This is a genomic window from Pseudomonas sp. Sample_24, assembly GCF_004307605.1.
In the GTDB taxonomy this organism is placed as follows: domain Bacteria; phylum Pseudomonadota; class Gammaproteobacteria; order Pseudomonadales; family Pseudomonadaceae; genus Aquipseudomonas.
Genome location: NZ_RCNW01000222.1, coordinates 24,402 through 51,391, shown reverse-complemented (window position 1 = coordinate 51,391; position 26,990 = coordinate 24,402). Strand labels below are relative to the sequence as shown.

Genomic DNA, 26,990 nt, shown 5'->3' with positions numbered 1-26,990 from the left:
TCGTGCCGGGGCTGATCATGATGTCGGTGATCACCAACTCCTACGGCAACGTGGTGTCGAGTTTCTTCGGCAGCAAGTTCCAGCGTTCCATCGAAGAACTGATGGTTTCACCGGTCTCGCCACACACGATTCTGATCGGCTACGTCCTGGGCGGCGTGTTGCGCGGGTTGATGGTCGGGATCATCGTGACCTTGTTGTCGCTGTTCTTCACCCATCTGCAAGTGCATCACCTGGGCGTGACCATCCTGGTGGTGGTGCTGACGGCGACGATTTTCTCGCTGCTGGGCTTCATCAACGCCGTGTTTGCGCGCAACTTCGATGACATTTCGATCATCCCGACGTTCGTGCTGACGCCGTTGACCTATCTGGGCGGGGTGTTTTATTCGATTACGCTGTTGCCGCCGTTCTGGCAGACCGTGTCGTTGGCCAACCCTGTTCTGCACATGGTCAACGCCTTCCGCTACGGCATTCTTGGGGTTTCGGATATCCGGATCAGCGTGGCGATTGCCTTCATGGTGGTGGCGACGGTGATTTTGTATTTTGGGTGTGCGCGGTTGTTGGTGAGTGGGCGGGGGATGCGGACCTGAGGATGTTTTTCTTGGGGATTTTGGGTGTATATCCGTTTCTGCGGTAACGGCCACTTATGGTTTCGCCCTTACGGCGAGTCACTTTTTTACAAGCGCCAAAAAAAGTAACCAAAAAACGCTCGCCCCTTACGTACGGCCCCTCGCTGGGGCTCGGGGTACCTTCGCTCCGGCATTCATCCGGGGGCATCGCCTCCGGTCTGCTTCGCGACGACCTCCTCTCGATGTGTGCGGCTGCGCCGCACGGCGCTACGCGCCCACCCCCGGATAAACGCCTCCACTCAGCCTGCCGATGGGGCGGGTGAAACAAGAGGGCCGAGGCGGCCTACCGGCCGGCCTGTTTGTCTGGATTGTACGCATTTCAAGTGGGAGCTGGCTTGTCGGGTCGCCGCATCGCAGCGATGACGGCCTGACAGCCGACCAATCTCTACCTGATACCCCCCATCCCATTGTAGGAGCGAGCCTGCTCGCGAAAAACGTCCAGACACCGCGACCATCCAGCCAAGGCGCGTTATCGTTGACGACCATCGCGAGCAGGCTCGCTCCTGCATGGGAACGGCTATATCCGCAAAATCATGGCTGATTGTCAGGCCGCCATCGCTGCGATGCGGCGACCCGACAAGCCAGCTCCCACAAGGGGCGCGGTGCCGTATGGGAATGCATTCGACCTCAGCGAGGTCGGCTCGAATGCTGTATCGGTATGTACACGACCCACCTGAAAGACACCCCATTACATCCGACTCTGCTTGCGCCGCCTCCACTGCCGCGCGACCCACCACCGCCAATACAGCATCACCAGGCAATAAGCCAACGCTCCCAACACCACCCCCGTCACCACCGACCCCAGCAAAAACGGCTGCCACAACGTCGACAGCTCGCCGCTGATCCATTCCCAGGTCAGCTCATCCGGCAGATGCCGCGCGGGAACATCCAGCAACCACGCGCCGGTCTGATAGGTACAAAAGAACACCGCCGGCATGGTGATCGGATTGGTCAGCCAGACCAGGCTTACTGCAATCGGCATATTGCCGCGCACCACGATGGCAAGAGTCGCGGCCAGCAGCATCTGCAACGGAATCGGCAGAAAAGCCGCAAACAAGCCAACCGCCATGGCCCGTGCGACGGAGTGGCGATTGAGGTGCCAGAGGTTCGGGTCATGCAGCAGCGTGCCGAGAAAGCGTAAGGATTTATGTTCCCTGATGCTGGTCGGGTCTGGCATGTAACGTTTGAATAATCGCCGGGGCATAGGGATTCTCGGTCGGTCAAGGCGGCAAGTATGTCTCGATTCCATGAAGCGCCCATTCAGACTTTGTGACAATTGATAACGACGAGCGTGCCGCCAGACGACTATGCCTAAGGTCGGGACTCTCAAGGACGGGCTTATGCGCACAGGGATGATGGCGCTGGCGTTGGGTCTGCTGGCCTTGCGTTTTTTACCGGCATTGCCGCCGGTCGGGTTGTGGCTGTTGATGCCGGTTGTGGGTTTGATGTTGCTGCCGTTCAGAACTTATCCGGTGGCGTTTTTTCTGTTCGGTTTGAGTTGGGGTTGCGCGCAGGCCCATTGGGCATTGGATGACCGCTTGACGCCGGATCTGGACGGTGAAACCCGATGGGTCGAAGGGCGGGTGACGGGATTGCCCGAGAACGGCGAGGCGGTTGTTCGATTTGAATTGGCGCAGGCAACGTCGCGACACGCAGACGTGCCGTCGCTCATGCGCCTGGCCTGGTACGACGGCCCGCCGGTGAAAAGTGGCGAGCGCTGGCGATTGGCGGTCAAGTTGAAGCGTCCTGCCGGCTTGCTCAATCCGCATGCCTTCGATTACGAAGCTTGGCTGTTGGCGCAGCGCATTGGTGCGACGGGTACGGTCAAGGATGGCGCGCGACTGGTTGAGGCGCGATGGGCCTGGCGTGACGGCATCCGCCAAAGATTGCTGGCGGTGGATGCACAGGGTCGAACGGGGGCACTGGCGGCGTTGGTGCTGGGCGATGGTGCCGGGCTCAGCCGCGAAGACTGGCAAGTGTTGCAAGACACCGGCACCGTGCACTTGCTGGTGATTTCCGGTCAGCACATTGGATTGCTGGCGGGCGTGGTGTACTTGCTGATCGCCGGTCTGGCCCGCTATGGACTCTGGCCAACTCGCCTCCCTTGGCTGCCCTGGGCTTGCGGCCTGGCATTCATCGCCGCGCTGGTTTACGGATTGTTGGCCGGGTTTGAAGTCCCGGTTCGCCGTGCCTGTCTGATGATCGGTCTGGTGTTGTTGTGGCGTCTGCGTTTTCGTCACCTGGGTGCCTGGTGGCCGTTATTGCTGGCGCTCAATGGCGTATTGCTGCTAGACCCGCTGGCCAGTCTGCAACCGGGATTCTGGCTGTCCTTCGCCGCAGTCGCGGTTTTGATTTTTACCTTTGGCGGTCGTCTCGGCCCCTGGCGTTGGTGGCAAACATGGACCCGCGCCCAATGGCTGATCGCCATCGGTCTGTTACCTTTGCTGTTGGTGCTGGGATTGCCGATCAGTGTCAGCGGACCATTGGTCAATTTGCTGGCAGTGCCATGGATCAGTCTGCTGGTATTGCCTCCTGCATTGCTCGGCACTCTGTTATTGCCACTGCCTCACGTAGGGGAAGGCCTGTTGTGGCTGGCGGGCGGTTTGATCGATTTTTTGTTCAAGGGGTTGGCATTGGTCGCTGGGCGGATTGCAGCGTGGGTGCCCATGGCGATCCCGTTCTGGGTAGGGTGCGTGGGGGCCATGGGCGCCTTACTTCTGTTGTTGCCCCAGGGCGTGCCAATGCGTCCGTTGGGGTGGCCGATGCTGCTGTTGCTGGTGTTTCCTCCACGGGCAGAGTTGCCCGAAGGAATCGCCGACATCTGGCAGCTGGACGTCGGGCAAGGCCTGGCGATCCTGGTGCGCACTCGCCATCAGGCCTTGCTGTATGACACCGGCCCGCGCTTCGGTGATTTCGATCTGGGCGAGCGGGTGGTGTTGCCTTCATTGCGCAAGCTTGGCGTAAAAGAGCTCGATTTGATGCTGATCAGCCACGCCGACGCCGATCATGCCGGCGGCGCCCTGGCGGTCGCCAAGGGGTTGGCTGTGAAGCGTGTCATCAGTGGCGATCCGCTGGCACTGCCTGCCGAGTTGCAAGCCCAGGCCTGTGAAACCGACCGGCAATGGATCTGGGACGGGGTGAAGTTCCGGCTCTGGCAATGGTCATCAGCCGGTGACAGCAATCAAAAGTCCTGTGTTTTGCAGATCGAAGCCAATGGCGAGCGCTTGTTGTTGACCGGTGATATCGATGCCGCCGCCGAGCGATCGCTGCTCGACAGTCCACTGGCCGTACCGACCGACTGGTTGCAGGCACCGCATCATGGCAGCCGCAGTTCGTCGTCCATGGCGTTGCTCAATGGCTTGCAGCCTAAAGCGGTGCTGATTTCTCGTGGGCATGGCAATTCATTCGGCCATCCGCACCCAACCGTCGTGGCGCGCTATCTCAAGCGTGGCATTGCGATCCATGACAGTGCGCATGAAGGTGCCATTCATCTGCAACTGGGGCGGTTTGAATCTCCCCGCTCGATGCGTCTGGAGCGGCGGTTCTGGCGCGTCCCGCCAGTATCGGTTCAATAACCGAGCGTTACTAAAGCCCGACCGGATGCGACATCACGGTCTTCGGTGCGTCCACCCCCTATGTTAGAGTGGCGCACTTTTTCGAGGGGACTGACACTGTGTGGGAATTGGTCAAATCCGGCGGCTGGATGATGCTGCCGATCATCCTGAGTTCCATCGCGGCCATGGCAATCGTTGCCGAGCGTCTGTGGACCCTGCGGGCCAGCCGCGTGACGCCGGAGCATTTGCTCGGTCAGGTCTGGGTCTGGATCAAGGACAAGAAACTCAACAAGGACAGGCTCAAGGAACTGCGCGCCAACTCGCCGTTGGGTGAAATCCTGGCCGCGGGCCTTGCCAACTCCAAGCATGGTCGCGAGATCATGAAAGAGTGCATCGAAGAAGCTGCCGCACGGGTCATCCACGATCTGGAGCGCTACATCAACGCGCTCGGCACAATTGCCGCCATGGCGCCGCTGCTGGGCTTGCTCGGTACGGTGTTGGGCATGATCGATATTTTCAGCGCATTCACCGGCAATGGCATGACCACCAACGCGTCGGTGCTGGCCGGTGGTATCTCCAAGGCCCTGATCACCACGGCTGCCGGTTTGATGGTCGGTATCCCGGCAGTGTTCTTCCATCGATTCCTGCAACGCCGGATCGATGAGCTGGTGGTGGGGATGGAGCAGGAAGCGATCAAACTGGTCGAAGTGGTGCAGGGCGACCGCGACGTGGATCTGGCTGAGGGCAAAGCGTGAAATTCCGCCGCAAACCGCGGGAAACAGTGGACATCAACCTCGCGTCGCTGATCGACGTGGTGTTTATCCTGCTGCTGTTTTTCGTTGTGACCACCACATTCACCCGTGAAACCCAGCTGCGCGTCGATCTTCCCGAAGCGGTCAGTGGATCGCCCGCCGAAGACCAGAACAAGCCGCTGGATATCGCCATCAGTGCCGACGGCGTGTTCTCGGTCAACAACCAGGTGCTGCCCAAAAGTGATCTGGCCAGCCTGATGGACGCATTGCAGAAGGAGTCCAACGGCGATACCAGCCGGCCGCTGTCGATCAGTGCCGATGGTAAGTCCCAGCATCAGTCCGTCGTCACCGCGATGGACGCCGCTGGCAAACTTGGCTTCAGCCACTTGCGCATGACCACAGTCGAGGCGGCGCCGCCCGCGCCCTGATGGCCATGTCCGATCGCCTGTTAGCCGCATGGTACCGAGGCCATCCCGCGCTGAAGCTGTTGCAGCCACTGGAGTGGTTGTATCGGCGTGTGGTCGATAAAAAGCGCAAACGCTTTTTGGCGGGCGAGGGGGAAATCTATCAGCCACCGGTGCCGCTGATCGTGGTGGGCAACATTACAGTCGGTGGCACCGGCAAGACGCCGTTGATTTTGTGGATGATCGATCACTGCCAGCGCAGCGGTTTGCGGGTGGGTGTGGTCAGTCGTGGCTACGGCGCCAAACCGCCGCAGTTGCCATGGCGAGTCGAAGCGCAGCACAGCGCGGAAACTGCCGGTGACGAACCGCTGTTGATTGTCCAGCGCACCGGCGTGCCGCTGATGATCGACCCGAACCGCAGCAACGCCGTCAAAGCCTTGCTGGCGAGTGAACCGCTGGACTTGATCCTGTCCGATGATGGCATGCAGCATTACCGAATGGCCCGGGATCTGGAGCTGGTGTTGATCGACGCCGCCCGTGGCCTGGGTAATCGGCGTTGTTTGCCGGCCGGGCCTTTGCGCGAACCGGCCGAGCGCCTGCAAAGTGTGGACGCGGTGCTCTACAACGGCGCCACCGCCGATCGTGAGGATGGGTTTGCTTTTCAATTGCAACCCACTGCGCTGGTCAATCTGCGAAGCGGCGAACGACGTCACCTCGATCACTTTCCCTCGGGCCAGGCATTGCACGCGGTGGCCGGGATCGGCAATCCGCAGCGTTTCTTCAAGACCCTCGAAACGCTACACTGGCAACCAGTCCCGCACGCGTTCGCCGACCATGCCGAATACAGCCTGCAGGCCTTGAATTTCACCCCGTCATTGCCGTTGGTGATGACCGAAAAGGACGCGGTGAAGTGCCGTGCCTTCGCCGCTGCCGACTGGTGGTACCTGGCGGTCGATGCTGTGCCGACGCCGGCCTTCGTGGCCTGGTTCGATACGCAATTGATGCGCCTGTTGCCGGCTCGTCTCTTGCCTTAAATCCGTTTTTATCCAGGGAATGCTCATGGACACCAAATTGCTCGACATCCTCGCTTGCCCGGTCTGCAAAGGCCCGCTCAAGCTCAGCGCCGACAAGACCGAGCTGATCAGCAAGGGCGCTGGCCTCGCATACCCGATTCGCGACGGCATCCCGGTGATGCTCGAAAGCGAAGCGCGCACCCTGACCACCGACGAGCGTCTGGATAAATGACCACAGCCTTTACCGTTGTCATTCCCTCGCGCTACGCCTCCACCCGCTTGCCGGGCAAACCGCTGCTGTTGATCGCCGGCAAGCCGATGATCCAGCACGTCTGGGAACAGGCGAGCAAAAGCAGTGCCCAGCGTGTGGTGGTTGCCACTGATGACGCGCGCATCGTCGAGGCCTGCGAGGGCTTTGGTGCCGAAGTGGTGCTGACCCGTGAAGACCACAACTCCGGCACCGATCGCCTGGCGGAAGTCGCGGCGAAACTGGGCCTTGCTCCTGACGCTATCGTAGTCAATGTCCAGGGTGATGAGCCGTTGATCCCGGCGAGCGTGATCGATCAAGTCGCCGCCAACCTGGCTCTGCATACCGAAGCGCGCATGGCCACCCTGGCCGAGCCGATCGACGACGTGGAAACCCTGTTCAATCCCAACGTGGTGAAAGTGGTCAGCGACCTCAATGGCCTGGCGCTGACCTTCAGTCGTGCCACGCTGCCATGGGCACGGGACGCGTTCGCCCAGAGCCGCGAGCAATTGCCGGAAGGCGTGCCGTATCGTCGCCATATCGGCATCTACGCCTACCGCGCCGGTTTCCTGCATGACTTCGTCAGCTGGGGGTCATGCTGGCTGGAAAACACTGAGTGCCTGGAGCAGTTGCGGGCCCTGTGGCACGGCGTGCGGATTCATGTCGCCGACGCCCTGATCGCGCCACCTCCGGGCGTCGATACTGTTGAAGACCTTGAGCGCGTTCGTCGCCTGCTGGAGGCCTGATGCGGGTTCTGTTTGTCTGCCTGGGGAACATCTGCCGTTCACCCACGGCTGAAGGCGTGTTACGCCACAAACTGCGTGAGGCGGGGCTGGCCGGCCAGGTCGAAGTCGCCTCTGCCGGCACCGGCGACTGGCACGTCGGCAGGGCGCCGGACAAGCGCAGTCAGGCGGCGGCGAAGCTGCGTGGCTACGATCTGTCGACCCAACGCGCCCAGCAAGTGACCAAGGCTGATTTCGCCACCTACGACCTGATCCTGGCGATGGACAACAGCAACCTGCTCCACCTCAAGGCTTTGCAACCGGCAAAGGGCAAGGCCGAGCTGGATTTGTTCCTGCGCCGTTATCAGTCGGAAATCGACGAAGTTCCGGACCCGTATTACGACGGCGACCAGGGCTTCGAGCAGGTGCTGGACCTGATCGAGCGTGCGAGTGATTTGCTGGTGATCGAACTGAAGGGAAGGCTATGAGTTTGCAGGTTCGGTCGCAGGTTTCGCTCAAACCGTTCAATAGCTTTGGCGTGGATGTTCAGGCCCGGTTGTTTGCCGAAGCCCACAGCGACGCGGATGTACGGGAAGCTCTGGCCTACGGGTTGGAACATCAGGTGCCGGTGCTGGTGATCGGCGGCGGCAGCAATTTGCTGCTGACGGCGGATATCCAGTCATTGGTGCTGCGCATGGCCACCCGCGGGATTCGCGTGGTGAGCGATGACGGCAGCAAGGTGGTGATTGAGGCCGAGGCCGGTGAGCCCTGGCATCCGTTCGTGCAGCACACGTTGGCACAGGGGTTGTCGGGCCTGGAAAACCTCAGCCTTATTCCCGGCACAGTCGGTGCGGCACCGATGCAAAACATCGGCGCCTACGGGGTTGAGATCAAGGACGTGTTCGCCGGTCTGACCGCGCTTGATCGCCAGAGTGGCGAACTGCGCGACTTCAGCCTGCAAGAGTGCAACTTCGCCTACCGCGACAGTTTGTTCAAACAGCAACCGGGGCGCTGGCTGATTTTGCGCGTTCGCTTTGCCCTCAACCGTGTCGCGCCATTGCATCTGGAATACGGCCCGGTGCGTCAGCGCCTGACCGAGCAAGGCATCGAACACCCGACCGCCAGCGATGTCAGCCAGGCCATTTGCAGCATTCGCAACGAAAAACTGCCGGACCCGGCGGTACTGGGCAATGCCGGCAGTTTCTTCAAGAATCCGTTGGTGCCAGCGGCGCTTGTCGCGCAGCTCAAAATCCAATACCCGGATCTGGTGGCCTATGCGCAACCCGACGGGCAGATGAAAATCGCCGCCGGTTGGCTGATCGAGCGGGCAGGCTGGAAAGGTTTCCGTGATGCCGACGCGGGCGTGCATAAATTGCAGGCGCTGGTGCTGGTCAACTACGGCAGCGCCACGGGGTTGCAATTGCTCGACCTGGCGCAGCGTATTCAGAAAGACATTTCAGAACGTTTTCATGTCGAATTGGAAATGGAGCCGAACCGGTATTGAAGCTAAGCTTTCAGGACTGATTCTCAAGCCCTGCACAATGACCATTGTGCAGGGCTTTTTTGTTAATGCTGGGTTAACTTAGTCAGCTAACGATGCAAACGATTTGTTCTACCAAAGGCCCGGTGCAGACGCTGCCGTTTGCGCAAGAGAGCCGATTAGCCTGAGCCGATCTGCGTTCCGAACCAAGATCCAACGGCAGATTGCTCGACCCCATAACTCAAGAAATATGCGGGCGTGCCCATGATTACCCTGAAACTCAACGGTCAAGACCATCAACTCGACGTCACCGAGGACATGCCGCTGCTCTGGGCTATCCGCGACGTGGCGGGCTATAACGGCACCAAATTCGGCTGCGGCATGGGCCTGTGCGGCGCGTGCACCATTCATATCGGAGGTGCGCCGGCGCGTAGTTGCATCACGCCGATCGGCTCGGTGGTCGGACAGAACGTCACCACCATCGACAACCTGCATGCCGACCCGGTAGGTAAAGTGGTGCAACAAGCCTGGCTCGATACGGCGGTGGCCCAATGCGGTTACTGCCAGGGTGGACAAATCATGTCCGCCACGGCCCTGCTCAAGACCAACCCGAACCCCAGCGACGAACAGATCGAAGAGGCGATGGTCGGCAATATCTGCCGCTGCGGCACTTATAACCGCATCAAGACTGCCATCCGCCAGGCATCCACCCACCTGAAGGAGGCCAAGGCATGAGCCAGTTACCAATGGATTTCGCCCTGAGCAACCTCAGTCGCCGTGGTTTTCTCAAGGGCGTGGGCGCTGCGGGTGCCCTGGTGGTTGCCGCAAGCTGGGGCTGGCAAGACGCGTTTGCCGAAGAAGTGAAGAAATTCGGCGCCGACGGCATGCCCAATGGTTGGGTGGATGACCCCAAGGTGTACGTCAGCATCGCCGCCGATGGCACGGTAACCGTTGTTTGCAACCGTTCGGAAATGGGCCAGGGCGTGCGCACCAGTCTGACCATGGTGGTTGCCGATGAACTGGAAGCTGATTGGGCGCGAGTCAAAGTGCGGCAGGCGCCGGGTGACGAAGTGCGCTTCGGCAACCAGGACACCGACGGTTCGCGCAGCATGCGCCACTGGTACGAGCCGATGCGCCGCTGTGGCGCCGCCGCGCGGACCATGCTGGAGCAGGCCGCTGCCGATCAGTGGAAAGTGCCGGTCGGCGAATGCCATGCGCAGCTGCACAAAGTCATCCACAAGCCGTCCGGCCGTGAACTGGAGTATGGCGCGCTGGCCGCAGCCGCCGGTGCCTTGGCCGTTCCGCCGCGGGACAGCCTGAAGCTCAAGCAACCGTCGGAATTTCGCTACATCGGCAAGGAAGGCAGCAAGGCCATCGACGGTGACGACATTGTCAACGGCCGGGCAGTGTATGGCGCCGATGTGCATTTCGACGGCATGTTGTACGCCACCATTGCCCGGCCTGCGGTCTACGGTGGCAAGGTCAAAAGCTTCGATGCCACTGCGGCGATGAAAGTCCCGGGCGTGGTCAAGGTGCTGCAGATCGAAAGTCGTCCGCTGCCATCGGAGTTCCAACCATTGGGCGGAATCGCCGTGGTGGCGAACAATACCTGGGCGGCGATCAAGGGCCGCGAAGCGCTGAAAATCGAGTGGGATGACGGCGCCAATGCCAGCTACGATTCGATCGCCTACCGCAAGGAACTCGAAGCCGCCTCCCTCAAGCCAGGCAAAGTCGTCCGCAATACCGGCAACATCGACGAAGCCATGAGCAGCGCCGACAGCACGCTGGAGGCCTCCTACTATCTGCCGCACCTGTCGCAATCGCCAATGGAGCCGATGGTCGCCATCGCCCGCTACAAGGATGGCGCCTGTGAAGCGTGGGGGCCAAGTCAGGCGCCACAGGTCACCCGCGAACGGATCGGCGAGCGTCTGGGTCTGCCGTTCGATAACGTCACGTTCAACGTGACCTTGCTTGGCGGCGGTTTCGGTCGCAAGTCCAAACCCGACTTCATCATCGAAGCGGCCATTCTCGCCAAAGAGTTTCCCGGCAAGGCTGTGCGTGTGCAATGGACCCGTGAAGACGATATCCATTGTTCCTACTTCCACACCGTCTCGGCCGAATACCTCAAGGCCAGCCTGAACAAGGACGGCCTGCCATCCGGTTGGCTGCACCGGACGGTTGCGCCGAGCATTACCGCATTGTTCGCGCCGGGCATGAATCACGAGGCGGCTTTCGAGTTGGGCATGGGCTTCACCAACATGGCCTACGCCATCCCGAATGTGCGCCTGGAAAACCCCGAAGCCACCGTGCACACCCGCGTGGGCTGGTATCGCTCGGTGTCGAACATCCCGCATGGTTTCGCGATCCAGAGCTTTATCGACGAACTGGCGCACAAGGCCGGGCAAGACCCGCTCAAGTACCAGATCAAGTTGCTCGGACCGGACCGGCAGATCGATCCGCGCACCCTGAGTGAGGAATGGAACTACGGCGAATCGCCCGAGCGCTATCCGATCGATACCGGGCGACTGCGTACCGTGCTGGAAACCGCTGCCAAAGCCGCGGGTTGGGGCCGCGAGTTGCCGAAGGGCCGGGGCCTGGGGCTGGCGGTACATTACAGCTTCGTCACCTACGTGGCGGCGGTGATCGAGGTCGAAGTCAAAGACGATGGCACGTTGCTCGTGCACAAGGCTGACATCGCCGTGGATTGTGGGCCGCAGATCAACCCCGAGCGGATTCGCGCGCAGTTTGAAGGCGCTTGCGTGATGGGGCTGGGCAATGCGGTGCTGGGCGAGATCAGCTTCAAGGATGGCAAGGTCCAGCAGGATAACTTCCACATGTACGAAGTGGCGCGCATGTCGCTGGCACCGAAGGAAGTCGCTGTGCATCTGGTCACACCACCCGGCACCGTACCCTTGGGCGGTGTGGGTGAGCCGGGTGTGCCGCCGATTGCCCCGGCGCTGTGTAACGCGATCTTCGCCGCCACCGGCAAACGCATTCGCGACCTGCCGGTTCGCTATCAACTGCAAGACTGGCGCAAGGCGCAAGCCTGATGGACAGCGTCGATCTGAACGTCCTGCGCAGCGTGCTGGAGTGGCGCCGCGCCGGAAAGCGAGTGGTGTTGTACAGCGTGGTCCAGACCTGGGGCACCGCGCCCCGGGCGCCGGGTGCGATGCTCGCGTTGCGCGAGGACGGTGTCGTGATCGGCTCAGTGTCCGGCGGTTGCGTCGAAGATGACCTGATTGCGCGGTTGCATGACGGTCGAATGCCCTGCGACGGGCCGCCGGTACAGTTGATTACCTATGGCGTCACCCGCGAGGAGGCCGCACGCTTCGGTTTGCCCTGTGGTGGCACGTTGCGTTTGACCGAAGAGCGGGTCGGCGATGCGGATTGGGTGGCCGAGTTGCTGACACGCTGCGAGGATCATCAAATCGTCGCGCGTTCGCTGGATATCGAATCGGGCAAAGTGCTTTTGCAAGCGGCCGACAAATCGGACGTGCTGACGTTTGATGGAAAGACGCTGCGGGCCATTTATGGTCCGCGCTGGCGCCTGCTACTGATCGGCGCGGGACAATTGTCCCGATATGTCGCCGAAATGGCACGACTGCTGGATTTCGAAGTGCTGATCTGCGATCCGCGCACTGAATTCGTCTACGGTTGGGAGGAGCAGCACGGGCGCTTCGTCTCGGGCATGCCCGACGACGCAGTGCTCAGCATCCAGACCGACGAGCGCACAGCGATTGTTGCGCTGACGCACGACCCGCGGCTGGACGACATGGCGCTGCTCACCGCCCTGGATTCCAAAGCATTCTATGTTGGCGCATTGGGCTCGCGGATCAACAGCCACAAGCGCCGGGAAAACCTCGCGCAGCTGGGGTTGTCGCAACAGTCCATTGAACGGCTGCATGGCCCGATCGGCCTGCACATTGGCAGCCACAGCCCGGCGGAAATCGCGTTGTCGCTGATGGCCGAGATTGTGGCGATCAAGAACGGTGTTGAGTTGAAACAGAAAAAACCGTTGCGGGAGGGCGTATGAGCGAGCCCATCGGAGTCATCGTTCTGGCGGCGGGGCAGGGCAGTCGGTTCCGGCAGGTGGCGGGTGAGGAAAAAGACAAGTTGCTGGCGGACTGTAAAGGGCGGGATGGCGCTGTCCGTTCGGTGATCGAGCAGGTGCTGGTGAATCTGCCGGCCACGTTGGACCAACGTGTGCTGGTCACCACGGCGGATCGCCCGCAGGTGATTCGGATGGCCAAGGCTTATGGCTGCGAGATCGTGCTGGTCGAATCCACGGGAATGGGTGACAGCATCGCCGCTGGCGTGGCGGCTTGTGCGCAGCTCGGTGGGTGGTTGATGGTGTTGGGGGATATGCCGTTCATCCTGCCTTCGAGCATTGAACACGTTGCGGCGCAGGTGGCTGACGACTGTATCAGTGTGCCGGTTCAGGACGGCGAATATGGCCATCCGGTGGGTTTTGGCCGCAGTTTTGGTTCAGGGTTGATGGCGCTGTCAGGTGATCGCGGGGCCAAGCCGCTGTTTGCACAGGGGCGAGTGGTTGAAGCCGCGGTGGATGATCCTGGTGTGTTGTGGGACGTGGACGTGCCGGAGAAGTTGATCTTCGATTAAACATAAAAAAGCCCCGCCTGGGTTCACCAGGCGGGGCTTTTTACTGACCGACGGAATCAGACGAGTGGTTTAGGCTCGTGTTCCTTTTCCTCGGCTTGTTCGTGTTGCTCTACCGCTTCCTGTACGGAGCGCGGTGCTTCCTCGATCACCGACTCAACCTGCTCGGCGGCGACTTCGGCAGCCGGGACAGGTGCTGCCTCGACCACTTCGGCAGCAACCGGTGCCGCGACAGCAGCTTCAGTCTGAGCAGCAGCGGCAGCCAGTTCGGCTTCCTTCTGCAGGCGCTCTTCTTCACGCTTGCGACGACGCACTTCACGCGGGTCGTTCGGCGCACGGCCGCTTGGCGTCAGGGCGCTGACCGGAGCCGCTTCAACGACAGGTGCTGGCGCTTCGGCGACAACCGGTGCTTCTACCACTGGAGCTGGCTCGGCAGCGGCAACCACTGGCTCGGAAACCGACGCTGCAGGCACTTCAGCTTCGGCAGCCGGTGCTGGAGTTTCGGCAACGGCTGGCTCGGCGACCCAGTTGAACGCCGTTTGCTCTTCGCGGACTTCACGAACGGTTTCAGTCACGGTTTCAACAACCGGTTCTGCAACCACCGCAGGCGCTTCGGCAACCGCGGCTGGTTCAGCAGGCGCTTCAACCACAGGTTGTGCTTCTGGTGCCTGGGCCACTTCGATTTCCGGCGAAGCGGTTACTTCTACCGGCGTGGTCGCTTCAACGACTGGCGCTTCAACTGGAGCAGTCTCCAGGGTGGTGGCAGTGGCGCGTTCGGCTTGCTCGTGAGCTTGTGCTTCGGCCGGAGCGCTGATCACGCTGCTGGCAACGGCTGCGGTAACAGCCAGGCCGGCGGCCAGATCGGCAGTGCTTGGCGCTTCAGCGTTGTCGCCAGCTTCGGACTCTTCCGAACCTTCGATCACGTTGCCGTTGGCATCACGCTGACGCTCGCGACGGTTGCTGCGGCGACGCTGACCACGGGAGCGGCGGCGTGGACGATCGCCTTCGGCGCCTTCCTGACCATCTTCCTGCAGTTGCTCTTCGTTGGTTGGCAGTTCTTCTTCGGCTACAGCGGCAGCGGCTTGCTCGGCACGCGGCTGACGTTCTTCACGCGGTGGGCGTGGAGCGCGTTCTTCGCGTGGCTGGCGGGCCGGACGTTCTTCCACGCTCGCAGCAGCGGCCGGGGCAGCATCCAGTGGCTCACGCAGTTCACGTACGCGTTCTTCACGCTCGCCACGTGGCTTGCGATCTTCACGTGGAGCGCGTGGTGCACGTTCTTCACGCGGAGCGCGTGGAGCGCGTTCTTCACGGGCTACGGCTGGAGTCTCTTCCCGGGCTTCGCGTGGTTGACGCTCTTCGCGTGGTTCACGTGGTGCGCGTTCTTCACGCGGTGCACGTTCCTCGCGCGGCTTGCGTTCTTCATCGCGGCGACCGTTACGGTTGCGGCTCTGTTGGCGACCGTTGCGACGCTCTTCGTTGCGAGCAGGACGCTCGGTAGCCGGCTTCTCGACCACAACGGGAGCCACCGGCTCTTCCTTGGTGGCGAACAGGCTGACCAGCGACTTCACCAGGCCCTTGAACAGGCTTGGCTCTGGCGCGGCGGCAGGGGCGGCAACAGGTGCTGCGACCACTTCGGTCGGAACCGGAGCATTGGCGCGGGCCGGTGCGGTCTTGACCGCGGCTTCCTGGCGAACCAGGGTGCGGGTGGCGGCAGCTGGCTGGACTTCTTCGACTTCGGCAGCGGCTGCAGCGATTTCGTAGCTGGACTGGTTGGTCGCGGCTTCCGGGCTGTCATCACGCAGGCGCTGCACTTCGAAGTGCGGCGTTTCGAGATGATCGTTCGGCAGGATGACGATGCGGGCACGGGTGCGCAGTTCGATCTTGGTGATCGAGTTGCGTTTTTCGTTGAGCAGGAAAGCGGCCACCGGGATCGGCACTTGTGCGCGAACTTCGGCGGTGCGGTCTTTCAGGGCTTCTTCTTCGATCAGGCGCAGGATCGCCAGGGACAGCGATTCAACGTCACGGATGATGCCGGTGCCGTTGCAACGCGGGCAGACGATGCCGCTGCTTTCGCCCAGGGATGGACGCAGGCGCTGACGGGACATTTCCAGCAGGCCGAAGCGCGAGATGCGACCGACTTGCACGCGAGCGCGGTCGGCTTCCAGGCATTCGCGGACTTTCTCTTCCACGGCGCGCTGGTTCTTGGCAGGGGTCATGTCGATGAAGTCGATGACGATCAGGCCGCCGATGTCGCGCAGGCGCAACTGACGGGCGATTTCTTCGGCGGCTTCAAGGTTGGTCTGCAGGGCGGTTTCTTCGATGTCGCTGCCTTTGGTGGCGCGCGCCGAGTTGATGTCGATGGACACCAGGGCTTCGGTCGGATCGATGACGATGGAGCCGCCGGAAGGCAGTTCGACAACGCGCTGGAAGGCGGTTTCGATCTGGCTTTCGATCTGGAAGCGGTTGAACAGCGGAACGCTGTCTTCGTACAGCTTGATCTTGCTGGCGTACTGCGGCATCACCTGGCGGATGAAGGTCAGGGCTTCGTCCTGGGCTTCAACGCTGTCGATCAGCACTTCGCCGATGTCCTGGCGCAGGTAATCGCGGATGGCGCGGATGATCACGTTGCTTTCCTGGTAGATCAGGAACGGCGCGGCGCGGTCCAGCGAGGCTTCTTTGATGGCGGTCCACAGTTGCAGCAGGTAATCGAGGTCCCACTGCATTTCTTCGCTGCTGCGGCCCAGGCCGGCAGTGCGCACGATCAGGCCCATGTCGGCCGGTGCAACCAGGCCGTTCAGCGCTTCACGCAGTTCGTTGCGCTCTTCGCCTTCGATGCGACGGGAGATGCCGCCGGCACGCGGGTTGTTCGGCATCAGCACCAGGTAACGACCGGCCAGGCTGATGAAGGTGGTCAGGGCGGCGCCCTTGTTGCCACGTTCTTCTTTTTCGACCTGAACGATGACTTCCTGGCCTTCGCTCAGGACGTCCTTGATATTGACGCGACCTTCCGGGGCTTTCTTGAAGTATTCGCGGGAGATTTCTTTGAGGGGCAGGAAGCCGTGGCGCTCGGAGCCGAAATCGACAAAGGCAGCCTCAAGGCTTGGTTCGATGCGAGTAATCCGGCCTTTATAGATGTTGGCCTTCTTCTGCTCGCGTGCACCGGATTCGATGTCCAGGTCGTAGAGGCGTTGGCCATCTACCAGTGCAACACGCAACTCTTCAGGTTGAGTTGCGTTAATCAGCATTCTTTTCATGTAGTACCGTCGGTTTCCGGGCTGCCGGAAACGGCGTTCGGCACACACGACTTCTCACGGTCGGTGTCAGGTGCGTCGGGAGTGGTTGGCCATTCCCGTGTCCAGCGATGTCCGGCCAATGTGGGCCTGCATCGCGACGTACGCGTCCTGCTTGCTGTGGCTACTTAAGCACTCAGTCAGGAGGAGGAATCAACCGGCGGCTGTGGACGAGATGAAGCGTCTTGATAAAGCCTATTGCTACACAGTCCAGCGGTTGTGCATCTCCACCCTACACGTATCCCTGATAATTCGGGTGCTGCCGCGCGCAGAATCCGCAGCGGGTTGGCATTTACCGTGAGCTCCGAAAGGGGAGGTCACGCATCATGGCTAATTTAGGCAATGTTTCCGAAGCGTTCGCTCGGGGTCATTCGCAGCTGACTGCACTTTGTGAACTGGCCGTGAATATGGCGCGCAAAACGAGTCAAAACTCTGCTTTGCGGCGTGATTCAGGCCTCATGTCACCTGCGCTCGTTACACCTGCAAACTCCACCGTTACGTAGCGAAAGCCCCGTAGGACGGCCTCGCGTCCTGGTGAATTGCGTTGGTCAGGGTCGGTTTTTGACCGTTGGTCCGCTGTCCAGGCCGCTTTTGGCGGCGTTCGCGACTATAGCAGCAATGATTAAGTGCTTCAATTCCATAAAAAATTGTTATCATCCGCGCCATGACGACTACTGCCCCTTCGACCCCAGGCGTACAACTGCTTGAGGTCTCGCCGGAATATGCCGGCCAACGTATTGATAACTTCCTTCTCGCTCGGCTCAAAGGCGTGCCCAAGACCTTGATTTATCGCATTTTGCGCAAAGGCGAAGTGCGGGTGAACAAAGGTCGGATCAAGCCCGAATACAAGCTGCAGGCGGGCGATATCGTGCGCGTGCCGCCGGTTCGCGTGCCTGAGCGCGACGAACCCGTGCCGCTGGCACAAGGCCTGCTGCAGCGACTCGAGGCCTCGATTGTCTACGAAGACAAGGCGCTGCTCGTGATCAACAAGCCTTGCGGCATCGCGGTTCACGGCGGCAGTGGCTTGAATTACGGGGTGATCGAAGCCTTTCGTCAGTTGCGTCCCGATTGCAAGGAGCTGGAACTGGTTCACCGTCTGGACCGCGACACTTCCGGCCTGCTGATGATCGCCAAGAAGCGCAGCATGTTGCGTCACTTGCATACGGCACTGCGCGGCGATGGCGTCGACAAGCGCTACATGGCGCTGGTTCGCGGTAACTGGGCGTCCTCGATCAAGCAGGTCCGGGCTTCGCTCGGCAAGAGTAACCTGCGCTCCGGCGAGCGAATGGTCGAGGTGGACGAGGAAGAGGGCAAGGAGTCCGTGACCGTGTTCAAGGTCCTGCGTCGCTTTGGCGACTTTGCCACCCTGATCGAAGCCAAGCCTATTACCGGCCGTACCCACCAGATCCGCGTTCATACCTTGCACGCCGGGCACTGCATTGCCGGCGACAGCAAGTACGGTGATGACGATTTCAGCAAGGAAATCCGTGATCTGGGCGGCAAGCGGTTGTTTCTGCACGCCTACATGCTGACCGTGCCGCTGCCCGATGGCGGTGAGCTCAAATTGCAGGCGCCGGTCGACGAAATGTGGGCCAAGACTGTGGAGCGATTGAGTGCGCCCATCTGATTACAAGCTGCTGATATTCGATTGGGATGGCACCCTGGCTGATTCCATTGGTCGGATTGTCGAAGCGATGCATGTGGCGTCCGAGCGATCCGGTTTTCAATTGCGCGATGATCTCGCCGTCAAGGGCATCATCGGGCTGGGGTTGCCGGAGGCGATCCGCACGCTGTATCCGGACATCAGCGATAGCGAGCTGATCGCCTTTCGCGAGCATTATGCCGACCACTACATCGCCTCGGAGGCGGTGCCTTCTCCGTTGTTCGAGGGGGTGGTTGAATCGATGCAGGCGTTTCGCGCCGAGGGATATCACCTGGCAGTCGCAACGGGCAAGGCTCGGCGTGGGTTGGATCGGGTGTTGAATGCGCACGGTTGGGCTGACTATTTCGATATCACTCGTGCCGCCGACGAAACCGCCAGCAAGCCTCACCCACTGATGCTTGAGCAGATTCTTGCGCATTGCCAGGTTCGCCCGGAACAGGCGCTGATGGTCGGCGACTCATCCTTCGATTTGCAGATGGCGCGCAACGCCGGCATGGATTCGGTCGCGGTCAGCTATGGCGCCCAATCGATCGAGTCGTTGAAGCTGTTCGAGCCTCGCTTGGCCATCGATCACTTTTCAGAATTGCATGCCTGGCTGAGTCAGCCGGCTTAATACGTTTTTGCTGGGGTAGATGTCATGACCGACGAATGGAAAGCACCCGCCAAGGCGAGCGCAGAGAGCGGTGACGAGAAGAGCTGGAAGCTGTTGGAAAAAACCTTGCTGGCGGGCGTTCAGGAGCAGCGCCGTTCCCGGCGTTGGGGGATTTTCTTCAAGCTGTTGACCTTTGTATACCTGTTTGGCGCGCTGTTGTTGTTCTCACCGCTGATGGACATGGAAAAAGCCGCTACCCGCAGCGGCAACTACACCGCGCTGATCGACATCAATGGCATGATCGCCGACAAGGAGCCGGCCAGCGCCGACAATATCGTTGGCAGTCTGCGTGCGGCCTTTGAGGACAAGAAGGTCAAAGGTGTCATCCTGCGCATCAACAGCCCGGGTGGCAGTCCGGTGCAGTCAGGCTACGTCTATGACGAGATCCGTCGTTTGCGCGGTCTGCACCCTGATACCAAGCTCTACGCAGTGATTTCCGATCTGGGTGCTTCCGGTGCCTACTACATCGCCAGTGCTGCCGATCAGATCTACGCCGACAAGGCGAGTCTGGTGGGTTCCATCGGTGTGACGGCGGCCGGGTATGGTTTTGTCGGCACCATGGAAAAACTGGGTGTCGAGCGTCGCACCTACACCTCGGGCGAGCACAAGTCCTTTCTTGATCCGTTTCAGCCGCAAAAGCCTGAAGAAACAGCGTTCTGGCAAGGCGTGCTCGACACCACGCACAAGCAGTTCATCAACAGCGTCAAGCAGGGTCGGGGCGATCGCCTGAAGGACAAAGAGCATCCGGAGCTGTTTTCCGGTCTCGTATGGTCTGGCGAGCAGGCTTTGCCGCTGGGGCTGGTGGATGGCCTGGGCAATGCCAGTTCGGTTGCGCGTGATGTGATCGGGGAAAAAGAACTGGTCGACTTCACCGTTCAGGAATCGCCATTCGACCGCTTCTCGAAAAAGCTTGGTGCCAGCGTGGCTGAGCATTTGGCGATGTGGATGGGGTTCAGCGGTCCGTCGTTGCGCTGATTTCGACACAATCAAGAAAACCGGCCCCACATTTGCGTAATGCTGTTCACTTGAGGGTGAACATTGTACCCGTGGCGAGGGAGCTTGCTCCCGCAGGGGCGCGAAGCGGCCCCAAAAGCGATCCGACAAGCTCCCTCGCCACAGGATGCCTCAGGGGATTTGCACGCCCTCGGCCAGCAGCATGTCGATCAGGCGGATCAGCGGCAGGCCGACAAGGCTGGTGGCGTCGGTGCCTTCGGTGCTTTGAAACAGGCTCACACCCAGGCCTTCGGCCTTGAAGCTGCCCGCGCAATCGTAGGGCTGCTCGGCGTGCAGGTAGCGTTCGATGCGCGCTGCCTCGAGTGTGCGCATGTGTACGGTGAACGGCACGCAGTCGACCTGGCAGTGGCCGGTCTCGCTGTTGAGCAGCGCCAGTCCAGTCAGGAAGGTCACGCTGGCACCGCTTGAGGCCAGCAGCTGTTCGCGGGCCTTTTCGAAGGTGTGGGGTTTGCCGATAATCTTGTCGCCGAGTACGGCGACCTGGTCGGAACCGATGATCAGATGAGCGGCATGGCTGTGCGCCAGTGCGCGGGCTTTGTGCTCGGCGAGACGTTTTACCAGATCAATGGCAGGCTCGCCGGGGCGATGGCTTTCATCAATGTCCGGAGAGCTGCAAGTGAACGGCAGCCGCAGGCGGGCCAGCAAATCCCGGCGATAGACCGAGCTGGAAGCAAGTAATAAAGGCAGCATGCGCAACTCCAAATGGCAGGTGCGAATTCTAGCGAGGCTTCCAAGTGACGGACAGGGCTGAATTTCCTTTGACATGGGCGGGTGCATCCCTATAATGCTGCGCCTATGTTGAATGACCCGATTCCACCTCACGTTGACCCGCGCAAATTGGCTGACCGTGGCACCACCCTTCAAGGTGAAATGCTGCTGGCCGATTTGGAGAGACTCTGCGACCCGCTTTCCGACAATGTCGGTACGGTGCAGGCTAAATTCGTTTTTGAACGAGATGAACGTAAATCTGTGGTAATTCACAGCTTTATCGACACTGAAGTCAAAATGGTTTGCCAGCGTTGTCTTGAGCTGGTCACCCTGCCGATCCATAGCGAATGCAGTTATGCTGTGGTGAAGGAGGGTGCGAATACCCAGTCGTTGCCGAAAGGTTATGACGTGCTGGAACTGGGCGAAGATCCATTGGATCTGCAGTCACTGATCGAGGAGGAGCTTCTGCTCGCCTTGCCCATTGTGCCTGCTCATCATCCGGAAGAATGCCAGCAGCCGGCGGGAGCAGATGAGCCCGAACCGAGCGAGGACGAGGTAACGCGGTCCAACCCGTTCAGTGTATTGGCGCAGTTAAAGCGTGACCCAAACGTTTAGGAGTTAATCAATTATGGCTGTTCAGCAGAACAAAAAATCCCGCTCTGCCCGTGACATGCGCCGTTCGCACGACGCTCTCGAGGCTAGCACCCTGTCTGTAGAAAAAACCACCGGTGAAGTTCACCTGCGTCACCACGTATCGCCAGAAGGCGTATACCGTGGCCGTAAAGTGATCGACAAGGGCGCTGACGAGTAATCACTTGTCCGCTCAAGTCATCGCGATTGACGCAATGGGCGGGGACTTCGGTCCCCGCAGCATTGTTCAGGCCAGTCTCGCTTGCCTGTCTGCTACACCCTCGCTGCACCTGACCCTCGTCGGTCAACCCTCCCTTCTTGAAGAACTGATCGCTGGCCATTCGGCTGTGGATCGCGCGCGCCTGTCGATTGCTCCGGCGTCCGAAGTCATCACCATGGACGAGAAACCTGCCCAGGCCCTGCGTGGCAAGCCCGATTCGTCGATGCGCGTGGCGCTTGAGTTATTGCGCGACGGCAAGGTTCAGGCGTGTGTCAGTGCTGGCAATACTGGCGCGTTGATGGCGTTGTCGCGGTTTGTGCTCAAGACGTTGCCGGGTATCGATCGCCCGGCCATGGTGGCGGCGATTCCGACGCAGAAAGGTTACTGCCAGTTGCTCGACCTGGGGGCCAATGTCGATTGCAGTGCCGAACATCTGCTGCAATTTGCAGTGATGGGCTCGGTCGCGGCAGAAACCTTGGGTATTGTTCGTCCACGGGTGGCCTTGCTGAACATCGGCACCGAGGACATCAAGGGCAATCAGCAGGTCAAGCTGGCTGCAACCTTGTTGCAAAGTGCCCGAGGTATCAACTACATCGGTTTCGTCGAAGGTGACGGCTTGTACCGTGGCGAGGCGGACGTGGTGGTGTGCGACGGGTTTGTCGGCAATATCCTGCTCAAGTCCAGCGAGGGGCTGGCGACCATGATCGCCGGGCGAATCGAAGCGTTGTTCAAGAAAAGCCTGCCTTCACGCATGGTGGGGGCGTTGGCGCTGCCGCTGATGAAGCGACTGCAGGCTGACCTGGCGCCGGCACGACATAACGGTGCGAGCTTTCTCGGCTTGCAGGGTATTGTCGTAAAAAGCCACGGTTCCGCCGGGGTGCAGGGTTTTCAGAGTGCTATTTCCCGCGCCTTGATCGAAATTCAGGAAAATCTGCCAGAACGCATTCACGGTCGTCTGGAGGATTTGTTGCTTTAGGCGTTTTCGTCGGACAATGCTTAAATGTGACCGCTCAGTTCAATTGGCCATCCAACTGTCAGTTTCTTGCGTCCCCGATGGCGGGACGTCAATTCTCCGACGACAAGATCATTAGGGGCTTGTTACATGTCTGCTTCCCTCGCATTCGTCTTTCCGGGACAAGGTTCGCAGTCCCTCGGCATGCTGGCCGAGTTGGGCGCGCAACATCCGGTTGTCCTCGAAACATTCAAAGAAGCCTCCGATGCTCTGGGTTACGACCTGTGGGCACTGACCCAGCAAGGGCCGGAAGAGCAACTCAATCAAACCGATAAAACCCAACCGGCAATCCTGACCGCTTCGATCGCCCTGTGGCGCTTGTGGCTGGCAGAAGGCGGCGCGCGCCCGGCTTATGTTGCCGGTCACAGCCTGGGTGAATACAGCGCACTGGTTGCCGCTGGCAGCCTGAGCCTCGGCGACGCGGTGAAGCTGGTCGAGCGTCGTGGTCAGTTGATGCAGGAAGCCGTTCCGGCCGGGCAGGGCGGCATGGCCGCGATCCTTGGTCTGGACGACGCCGATGTGCTGGCAGCCTGCGCCGAAGCGGCGCAAGGTGAAGTGGTCAGCGCGGTCAACTTCAACTCCCCTGGCCAGGTGGTGATCGCCGGTGCCAAGGCCGCGGTCGAGCGTGCCATCGAAGGTTGCAAGGCGCGTGGTGCCAAGCGTGCCATGCCGTTGCCGGTCAGCGTGCCGTCGCACTGCGAGCTGATGCGTCCGGCTGCTGAGCGTTTTGCCGAGTCGATCGCAGCGATCGACTGGAAGGCTCCGCAAATTCCGCTGGTGCAGAACGTCAGTGCCGATGTGCCTGCCGATCTGGAAACCCTCAAGCGCGATCTGCTTGAACAGCTTTACAAGCCTGTACGCTGGGTCGAGTCGGTCCAGGCGCTGGCAGCCAAGGGTGCGACCAATCTGGTCGAGTGCGGTCCTGGCAAAGTGCTCGCCGGCCTGAACAAACGCTGCGCCGAAGGCGTATCGACTTCCAACCTCAATACCCCAGACGCTTTCGCTGCCGCCCGTGCAGCGTTGGCCTGAATCAGGAGAAACTTGCATGAGTCTGCAAGGTAAAGTTGCACTGGTCACCGGTGCAAGCCGTGGCATCGGCCAGGCCATCGCCCTGGAGCTGGGTCGTCAGGGCGCCATCGTAGTTGGCACCGCGACCACCGCTTCGGGTGCCGAGCGTATTGCCGCCACGTTGAAAGAAAACGGTATCCAGGGCACCGGCATTGAGCTCAATGTCACCAGCGACGAGTCCGTGGCGGCTGTCCTGGCGAGCATTCAGGAGCAGTTCGGTGCGCCGGCGATTCTGGTCAACAATGCCGGTATCACCCGCGATAACCTGATGATGCGCATGAAAGACGACGAGTGGCATGACGTTGTCGATACCAACCTGAACAGTCTGTTCCGCCTGTCCAAGGGCGTTTTGCGCGGTATGACCAAAGCCCGTTGGGGACGAATTATCAGTATTGGCTCGGTTGTGGGTGCCATGGGCAACGCAGGCCAAGTAAACTACGCTGCCGCCAAGGCCGGTCTGGAAGGTTTCAGCCGTGCACTGGCGCGTGAAGTCGGTTCGCGTTCGATTACGGTAAACTCGGTGACTCCAGGGTTCATTGATACCGATATGACCCGCGAACTGCCCGAGGCACAGCGTGAAGCCTTGCAGACGCAGATTCCGCTGGGTCGTCTGGGACAAGCTCAAGAGATCGCGTCTGTGGTCGCTTTTCTTGCCTCCGACGGTGCGGCTTACGTTACTGGGGCTACAATCCCGGTGAACGGCGGGATGTACATGAGTTAAATGTGACGGATTGCTTCAAAAAAATGTCATACGAGCTGTCTAAAATCCGTTATAAAGCTGCAATCTATTTATAGGCAGAGGGTCACCGGGTTTGAGGAGTGAAGCTTTCAGTTGAAAAACTGAAAAGTCTTTCTATACACTTACCCACTGGCCAGCTGCCTGAATTTGTCCATTAGGAGTGAAAACAAGGTATGAGCACCATCGAAGAGCGCGTCAAGAAAATCGTTGCCGAGCAACTGGGCGTTAAAGAAGAAGAAGTGGTCAACACTGCTTCCTTCGTTGAAGACCTGGGTGCTGACTCCCTTGACACCGTTGAGCTGGTGATGGCTCTGGAAGAGGAATTCGAGACCGAAATCCCTGACGAAGAAGCTGAGAAGATCACTACTGTACAAGCTGCAATCGACTACGTTACTAGCCATCAGGCGTAATAGTTTGTAATCGTTGCTTGCTGTCATGGAAAAACCGCACTGCCATCATGGCGTGCGGTTTTTTCTTTAGGCCTGATGCAAAGTCGTCATTTGAAAAAAGGAGAGTGCTGTGTCGCGTAGACGCGTCGTAGTCACCGGTATGGGTATGTTGTCGCCACTGGGCACGGATGTGCCGAGCAGTTGGCAGGGCATTCTGGCTGGCCGCAGTGGCATTGGTCTGATCGAACACACCGACCTTTCTGCCTATTCCACCCGTTTTGGCGGCTCGGTAAAGGGCTTCAATGTCGAGGAATACCTGTCGCTCAAGGAAGCACGCAAGCTCGACCTGTTCATTCAGTACGGTCTGGCCGCAGGTTTTCAGGCAGTGCGCAATGCGGGCCTGGAAGTCACCGACGCCAACCGCGAGCGCATCGGCGTGGCCATGGGTTCGGGTATTGGCGGCTTGACCAATATCGAAGAAACCAGCCGCACGCTGCACGAAACCGGCCCGCGACGGATTTCTCCGTTTTTCGTACCCGGCTCGATCATCAATATGATTTCCGGCTTCCTGTCCATCCACCTGGGTGCACAGGGTCCTAACTATGCCATCGCCACGGCGTGTACCACCGGTACGCACTGCATCGGCATGGCAGCGCGCAACATCATGTACGACGAAGCTGACGTGATGATTGCCGGTGGCGCCGAAATGGCCGCCTGCGGCCTGGGCATGGGCGGCTTTGGTGCCTCCCGCGCACTGTCGACCCGCAATGACGAGCCGACCCGCGCCAGCCGTCCATGGGACAAGGGCCGCGATGGCTTCGTATTGTCCAACGGTGCCGGTGCGCTGGTTCTGGAAGAACTGGAGCACGCCAAGGCCCGTGGCGCGACCATTTATGCCGAGCTGATCGGTTTCGGTACCAGCGGCGATGCTTACCACATGACCTCGCCACCCGCCGACGGCGCCGGTGCTGCCCGCTGCATTACCAATGCGCTGCGCGATGCCAAAATCAATGGCGACCAAGTGCAGTACATCAATGCCCACGGTACTTCGACTCCTGCCGGCGACCTCGCGGAAGTCAATGCAATCAAGTCGGTGTTCGGCGAGCACGCCTACAACCTGGCGGTCAGCTCTACCAAGTCGATGACCGGTCACCTGCTCGGCGCGGCCGGCGCGGTTGAAGCGATCTTCAGCGTGCTGGCGATCAACAGCCAGGTGGCACCACCGACCATCAACCTGGATGAGCCGGATGAAGGCTGCGATCTCGATTTCGTACCGCACACGGCGCGCAACATGGAAATCGATGTGGTCCTGTCCAACTCCTTCGGTTTTGGCGGCACCAACGGCTCGCTGGTGTTTCGCCGGTTCGCAGGCTGATGGAAAGCTGGGTCGACGGTCAGCCGGCTGACACGCTGTCGCTGAAAGATCGCGGCCTGGCTTACGGCGATGGTTTGTTCGAAACCATTGCCGTGCGCAATGGTTTCCCGGTGATGCTGGATCGCCATGTATTGCGGTTGACCAGAGGGTGTCAGCGGCTGGCAATCAACCTCGATCATGGCACCATGGTTACAGAGCTGCTCAACTACGCTGCAAAGCTCGACGAAGGCGTTCTCAAGCTGATCATCACCCGTGGTGACAGTTTGCGCGGATATGCCTTTGACCCCTCTGTTCAAGCCCGCCGCATCTTGCTGGGTAATCCTCCGGCGACCTATCCAGCCGCGCATGCCGAGCAAGGCATCCGCTTGTTTCCCTGTACTACACGCCTTTCAGATCAGCCCCTGCTTGCCGGACTCAAACACTTGAATCGGTTGGAACAGGTGCTCGCCCGTTCCGAATGGCAAGATAGCGACCATGCCGAGGGCTTGCTGCTCGACCGGGCTGGCCGCGTCATCGAGGGAGTGTTCAGCAACCTGTTCATGGTATGCGATGACGTGCTGATCACCGCCGATCTGAACCGCTGCGGCGTGGAAGGGGTGATGCGTGCCGAATTATTGTTTCAAGCCGAGTCACTGGGCATTCCCACGCAAATAACCGATATCACGCTGGATCAGCTGCAATCGGCAGATGAAGTCTTTGTCTGCAACAGCGTTTATGGCGTGTGGCCAGTGCATGCCTGTGGTGCACTGAGCTGGCCGGTTGGGCCGCTCACCCGTAAACTTCAAACCATTGCCCGTGCGCTACTGGATGTTTGA

The 26,990-nt window shown here is 60.2% G+C and carries 27 protein-coding genes; 24 read left to right on the top strand and 3 right to left on the bottom strand.

Annotated elements, in window-relative coordinates:
* A partial coding sequence (locus tag D8V06_RS11810; RefSeq protein WP_130931010.1) for an ABC transporter permease occupies positions 1–587 on the top strand: 587 nt, incomplete at its 5' end.
* 727 nt (positions 588–1,314) lie between these two features.
* Here D8V06_RS11810 and D8V06_RS11800 read toward each other — a convergent pair.
* A complete protein-coding gene (locus tag D8V06_RS11800) occupies positions 1,315–1,830 on the bottom strand; it encodes a DUF2062 domain-containing protein (RefSeq protein WP_056855952.1) in 516 nt (171 codons plus the stop codon).
* A 136-nt stretch (positions 1,831–1,966) separates the two neighbouring features.
* Between D8V06_RS11800 and D8V06_RS11795 the strand changes: the two genes are divergently transcribed.
* The 12 genes from D8V06_RS11795 (at position 1,967) to D8V06_RS11740 (ending at position 13,418) form a co-directional block, all read left to right on the top strand.
* Positions 1,967–4,201, top strand: a complete 2,235-nt coding sequence (locus tag D8V06_RS11795) for a DNA internalization-related competence protein ComEC/Rec2 (protein WP_130931009.1) — start codon at positions 1,967–1,969, stop codon at positions 4,199–4,201.
* Between the two features lie 98 nt (positions 4,202–4,299).
* Positions 4,300–4,935 carry a MotA/TolQ/ExbB proton channel family protein gene (locus D8V06_RS11790; RefSeq protein WP_056855950.1) on the top strand — a complete coding sequence of 212 codons (636 nt, stop codon included), beginning with the start codon at positions 4,300–4,302 and terminating at the stop codon, positions 4,933–4,935.
* Positions 4,932–5,360, top strand: a complete 429-nt coding sequence (locus tag D8V06_RS11785) for a biopolymer transporter ExbD (protein WP_056855949.1) — start codon at positions 4,932–4,934, stop codon at positions 5,358–5,360. The genes D8V06_RS11790 and D8V06_RS11785 overlap by 4 nt, the downstream gene beginning before the upstream one ends.
* Entirely contained in the window at positions 5,360–6,370 is a 1,011-nt protein-coding gene (lpxK, locus tag D8V06_RS11780) for a tetraacyldisaccharide 4'-kinase (protein ID WP_130931008.1), read from the top strand. Before D8V06_RS11785 ends, lpxK begins: the two co-directional genes overlap by 1 nt.
* A gap of 25 nt (positions 6,371–6,395) precedes the next feature.
* Positions 6,396–6,581, top strand: a complete 186-nt coding sequence (locus tag D8V06_RS11775) for a Trm112 family protein (RefSeq protein WP_003179363.1) — start codon at positions 6,396–6,398, stop codon at positions 6,579–6,581.
* Positions 6,578–7,342: a 3-deoxy-manno-octulosonate cytidylyltransferase gene (gene kdsB, locus D8V06_RS11770; RefSeq protein ID WP_130931007.1), complete on the top strand. Its 765-nt coding sequence runs from the start codon at positions 6,578–6,580 to the stop codon at positions 7,340–7,342. The genes D8V06_RS11775 and kdsB overlap by 4 nt, the downstream gene beginning before the upstream one ends.
* Positions 7,342–7,806 carry a low molecular weight protein-tyrosine-phosphatase gene (locus tag D8V06_RS11765; RefSeq protein ID WP_130931006.1) on the top strand — a complete coding sequence of 155 codons (465 nt, stop codon included), beginning with the start codon at positions 7,342–7,344 and terminating at the stop codon, positions 7,804–7,806. The genes kdsB and D8V06_RS11765 overlap by 1 nt, the downstream gene beginning before the upstream one ends.
* Positions 7,803–8,822, top strand: coding sequence for a UDP-N-acetylmuramate dehydrogenase (gene murB, locus D8V06_RS11760; protein WP_130931005.1), 1,020 nt, complete (start codon positions 7,803–7,805; stop codon positions 8,820–8,822). Before D8V06_RS11765 ends, murB begins: the two co-directional genes overlap by 4 nt.
* Positions 8,823–9,062: 240 nt before the next feature.
* Positions 9,063–9,533 (top strand): (2Fe-2S)-binding protein, encoded by a 471-nt coding sequence (locus D8V06_RS11755; protein WP_056855944.1) that lies wholly within the window; start codon positions 9,063–9,065, stop codon positions 9,531–9,533.
* Positions 9,530–11,848 carry a xanthine dehydrogenase family protein molybdopterin-binding subunit gene (locus D8V06_RS11750; RefSeq protein WP_056855943.1) on the top strand — a complete coding sequence of 773 codons (2,319 nt, stop codon included), beginning with the start codon at positions 9,530–9,532 and terminating at the stop codon, positions 11,846–11,848. Before D8V06_RS11755 ends, D8V06_RS11750 begins: the two co-directional genes overlap by 4 nt.
* Complete coding sequence (locus tag D8V06_RS11745) at positions 11,848–12,831, top strand: XdhC family protein (RefSeq protein ID WP_130931004.1); 984 nt, start codon at positions 11,848–11,850, stop codon at positions 12,829–12,831. The genes D8V06_RS11750 and D8V06_RS11745 overlap by 1 nt, the downstream gene beginning before the upstream one ends.
* Positions 12,828–13,418 carry a nucleotidyltransferase family protein gene (locus D8V06_RS11740; RefSeq protein ID WP_130931003.1) on the top strand — a complete coding sequence of 197 codons (591 nt, stop codon included), beginning with the start codon at positions 12,828–12,830 and terminating at the stop codon, positions 13,416–13,418. The genes D8V06_RS11745 and D8V06_RS11740 overlap by 4 nt, the downstream gene beginning before the upstream one ends.
* A gap of 56 nt (positions 13,419–13,474) precedes the next feature.
* On the opposite strand, the gene rne is transcribed toward D8V06_RS11740, so the two are convergent.
* Complete coding sequence (gene rne / locus D8V06_RS11735; RefSeq protein WP_130931002.1) at positions 13,475–16,669, bottom strand: ribonuclease E; 3,195 nt, start codon at positions 16,667–16,669, stop codon at positions 13,475–13,477.
* A 700-nt stretch (positions 16,670–17,369) separates the two neighbouring features.
* Here rne and rluC point away from each other — a divergent pair.
* From rluC to D8V06_RS11715, 3 genes are read left to right on the top strand one after another with little or no spacing between them, the layout of a single operon-like run.
* Positions 17,370–18,332, top strand: a complete 963-nt coding sequence (gene rluC, locus D8V06_RS11725) for a 23S rRNA pseudouridine(955/2504/2580) synthase RluC (RefSeq protein ID WP_056855939.1) — start codon at positions 17,370–17,372, stop codon at positions 18,330–18,332.
* Complete coding sequence (locus D8V06_RS11720; protein ID WP_130931001.1) at positions 18,319–18,981, top strand: HAD-IA family hydrolase; 663 nt, start codon at positions 18,319–18,321, stop codon at positions 18,979–18,981. Before rluC ends, D8V06_RS11720 begins: the two co-directional genes overlap by 14 nt.
* A 24-nt stretch (positions 18,982–19,005) precedes the next feature.
* Positions 19,006–19,995 (top strand): S49 family peptidase, encoded by a 990-nt coding sequence (locus tag D8V06_RS11715; RefSeq protein WP_130904430.1) that lies wholly within the window; start codon positions 19,006–19,008, stop codon positions 19,993–19,995.
* 150 nt (positions 19,996–20,145) lie between these two features.
* Here D8V06_RS11715 and D8V06_RS11705 read toward each other — a convergent pair whose 3' ends face one another.
* Positions 20,146–20,724, bottom strand: a complete 579-nt coding sequence (locus D8V06_RS11705) for a nucleoside triphosphate pyrophosphatase (protein WP_130931000.1) — start codon at positions 20,722–20,724, stop codon at positions 20,146–20,148.
* Between the two features lie 105 nt (positions 20,725–20,829).
* Between D8V06_RS11705 and D8V06_RS11700 the strand changes: the two genes are divergently transcribed.
* The 8 genes from D8V06_RS11700 to pabC all read left to right on the top strand — a co-directional run bounded on the left by D8V06_RS11700 (position 20,830) and on the right by pabC (position 26,990).
* Positions 20,830–21,357 carry a YceD family protein gene (locus D8V06_RS11700; protein WP_007942001.1) on the top strand — a complete coding sequence of 176 codons (528 nt, stop codon included), beginning with the start codon at positions 20,830–20,832 and terminating at the stop codon, positions 21,355–21,357.
* Positions 21,358–21,370: 13 nt separating this feature from the next.
* Complete coding sequence (gene rpmF / locus D8V06_RS11695; RefSeq protein WP_003179396.1) at positions 21,371–21,553, top strand: 50S ribosomal protein L32; 183 nt, start codon at positions 21,371–21,373, stop codon at positions 21,551–21,553.
* A gap of 4 nt (positions 21,554–21,557) precedes the next feature.
* A complete protein-coding gene (plsX, locus tag D8V06_RS11690) occupies positions 21,558–22,568 on the top strand; it encodes a phosphate acyltransferase PlsX (RefSeq protein WP_082557643.1) in 1,011 nt (336 codons plus the stop codon).
* 126 nt (positions 22,569–22,694) lie between these two features.
* On the top strand, positions 22,695–23,633 hold the full coding sequence (gene fabD / locus D8V06_RS11685) for an ACP S-malonyltransferase (RefSeq protein ID WP_130930999.1): 939 nt from the start codon (positions 22,695–22,697) through the stop codon (positions 23,631–23,633).
* A gap of 16 nt (positions 23,634–23,649) precedes the next feature.
* Positions 23,650–24,393, top strand: a complete 744-nt coding sequence (gene fabG, locus D8V06_RS11680) for a 3-oxoacyl-ACP reductase FabG (protein ID WP_056855934.1) — start codon at positions 23,650–23,652, stop codon at positions 24,391–24,393.
* Positions 24,394–24,584: 191 nt separating this feature from the next.
* Entirely contained in the window at positions 24,585–24,821 is a 237-nt protein-coding gene (acpP, locus tag D8V06_RS11675; RefSeq protein WP_003175607.1) for an acyl carrier protein, read from the top strand.
* Between the two features lie 109 nt (positions 24,822–24,930).
* Entirely contained in the window at positions 24,931–26,175 is a 1,245-nt protein-coding gene (gene fabF / locus D8V06_RS11670) for a beta-ketoacyl-ACP synthase II (protein WP_130908374.1), read from the top strand.
* The gene (gene pabC / locus D8V06_RS11665) at positions 26,175–26,990 is read left to right on the top strand and encodes an aminodeoxychorismate lyase (RefSeq protein ID WP_130908375.1); all 816 of its coding nucleotides are present in this window, start codon (positions 26,175–26,177) and stop codon (positions 26,988–26,990) included. Before fabF ends, pabC begins: the two co-directional genes overlap by 1 nt.

Excerpts from the sequence above, each read along its gene's own strand:
- D8V06_RS11800 (WP_056855952.1), bottom strand. The coding sequence starts at position 1,830 with ATGCCCCGGCGATTATTCAAACGTTACATGCCAGACCCGACCAGCATC.
- D8V06_RS11795 (WP_130931009.1), top strand. The coding sequence starts at position 1,967 with ATGCGCACAGGGATGATGGCGCTGGCGTTGGGTCTGCTGGCCTTGCGT.
- lpxK (WP_130931008.1), top strand. The coding sequence starts at position 5,360 with ATGGCCATGTCCGATCGCCTGTTAGCCGCATGGTACCGAGGCCATCCC.
- D8V06_RS11775 (WP_003179363.1), top strand. The coding sequence starts at position 6,396 with ATGGACACCAAATTGCTCGACATCCTCGCTTGCCCGGTCTGCAAAGGC.
- kdsB (WP_130931007.1), top strand. The coding sequence starts at position 6,578 with ATGACCACAGCCTTTACCGTTGTCATTCCCTCGCGCTACGCCTCCACC.
- D8V06_RS11765 (WP_130931006.1), top strand. The coding sequence starts at position 7,342 with ATGCGGGTTCTGTTTGTCTGCCTGGGGAACATCTGCCGTTCACCCACG.
- murB (WP_130931005.1), top strand. The coding sequence starts at position 7,803 with ATGAGTTTGCAGGTTCGGTCGCAGGTTTCGCTCAAACCGTTCAATAGC.
- D8V06_RS11755 (WP_056855944.1), top strand. The coding sequence starts at position 9,063 with ATGATTACCCTGAAACTCAACGGTCAAGACCATCAACTCGACGTCACC.
- D8V06_RS11750 (WP_056855943.1), top strand. The coding sequence starts at position 9,530 with ATGAGCCAGTTACCAATGGATTTCGCCCTGAGCAACCTCAGTCGCCGT.
- D8V06_RS11745 (WP_130931004.1), top strand. The coding sequence starts at position 11,848 with ATGGACAGCGTCGATCTGAACGTCCTGCGCAGCGTGCTGGAGTGGCGC.
- D8V06_RS11740 (WP_130931003.1), top strand. The coding sequence starts at position 12,828 with ATGAGCGAGCCCATCGGAGTCATCGTTCTGGCGGCGGGGCAGGGCAGT.
- rne (WP_130931002.1), bottom strand. The coding sequence starts at position 16,669 with ATGAAAAGAATGCTGATTAACGCAACTCAACCTGAAGAGTTGCGTGTT.
- rluC (WP_056855939.1), top strand. The coding sequence starts at position 17,370 with ATGACGACTACTGCCCCTTCGACCCCAGGCGTACAACTGCTTGAGGTC.
- D8V06_RS11715 (WP_130904430.1), top strand. The coding sequence starts at position 19,006 with ATGACCGACGAATGGAAAGCACCCGCCAAGGCGAGCGCAGAGAGCGGT.
- D8V06_RS11705 (WP_130931000.1), bottom strand. The coding sequence starts at position 20,724 with ATGCTGCCTTTATTACTTGCTTCCAGCTCGGTCTATCGCCGGGATTTG.
- D8V06_RS11700 (WP_007942001.1), top strand. The coding sequence starts at position 20,830 with ATGTTGAATGACCCGATTCCACCTCACGTTGACCCGCGCAAATTGGCT.
- rpmF (WP_003179396.1), top strand. The coding sequence starts at position 21,371 with ATGGCTGTTCAGCAGAACAAAAAATCCCGCTCTGCCCGTGACATGCGC.
- fabD (WP_130930999.1), top strand. The coding sequence starts at position 22,695 with ATGTCTGCTTCCCTCGCATTCGTCTTTCCGGGACAAGGTTCGCAGTCC.
- fabG (WP_056855934.1), top strand. The coding sequence starts at position 23,650 with ATGAGTCTGCAAGGTAAAGTTGCACTGGTCACCGGTGCAAGCCGTGGC.
- acpP (WP_003175607.1), top strand. The coding sequence starts at position 24,585 with ATGAGCACCATCGAAGAGCGCGTCAAGAAAATCGTTGCCGAGCAACTG.
- pabC (WP_130908375.1), top strand. The coding sequence starts at position 26,175 with ATGGAAAGCTGGGTCGACGGTCAGCCGGCTGACACGCTGTCGCTGAAA.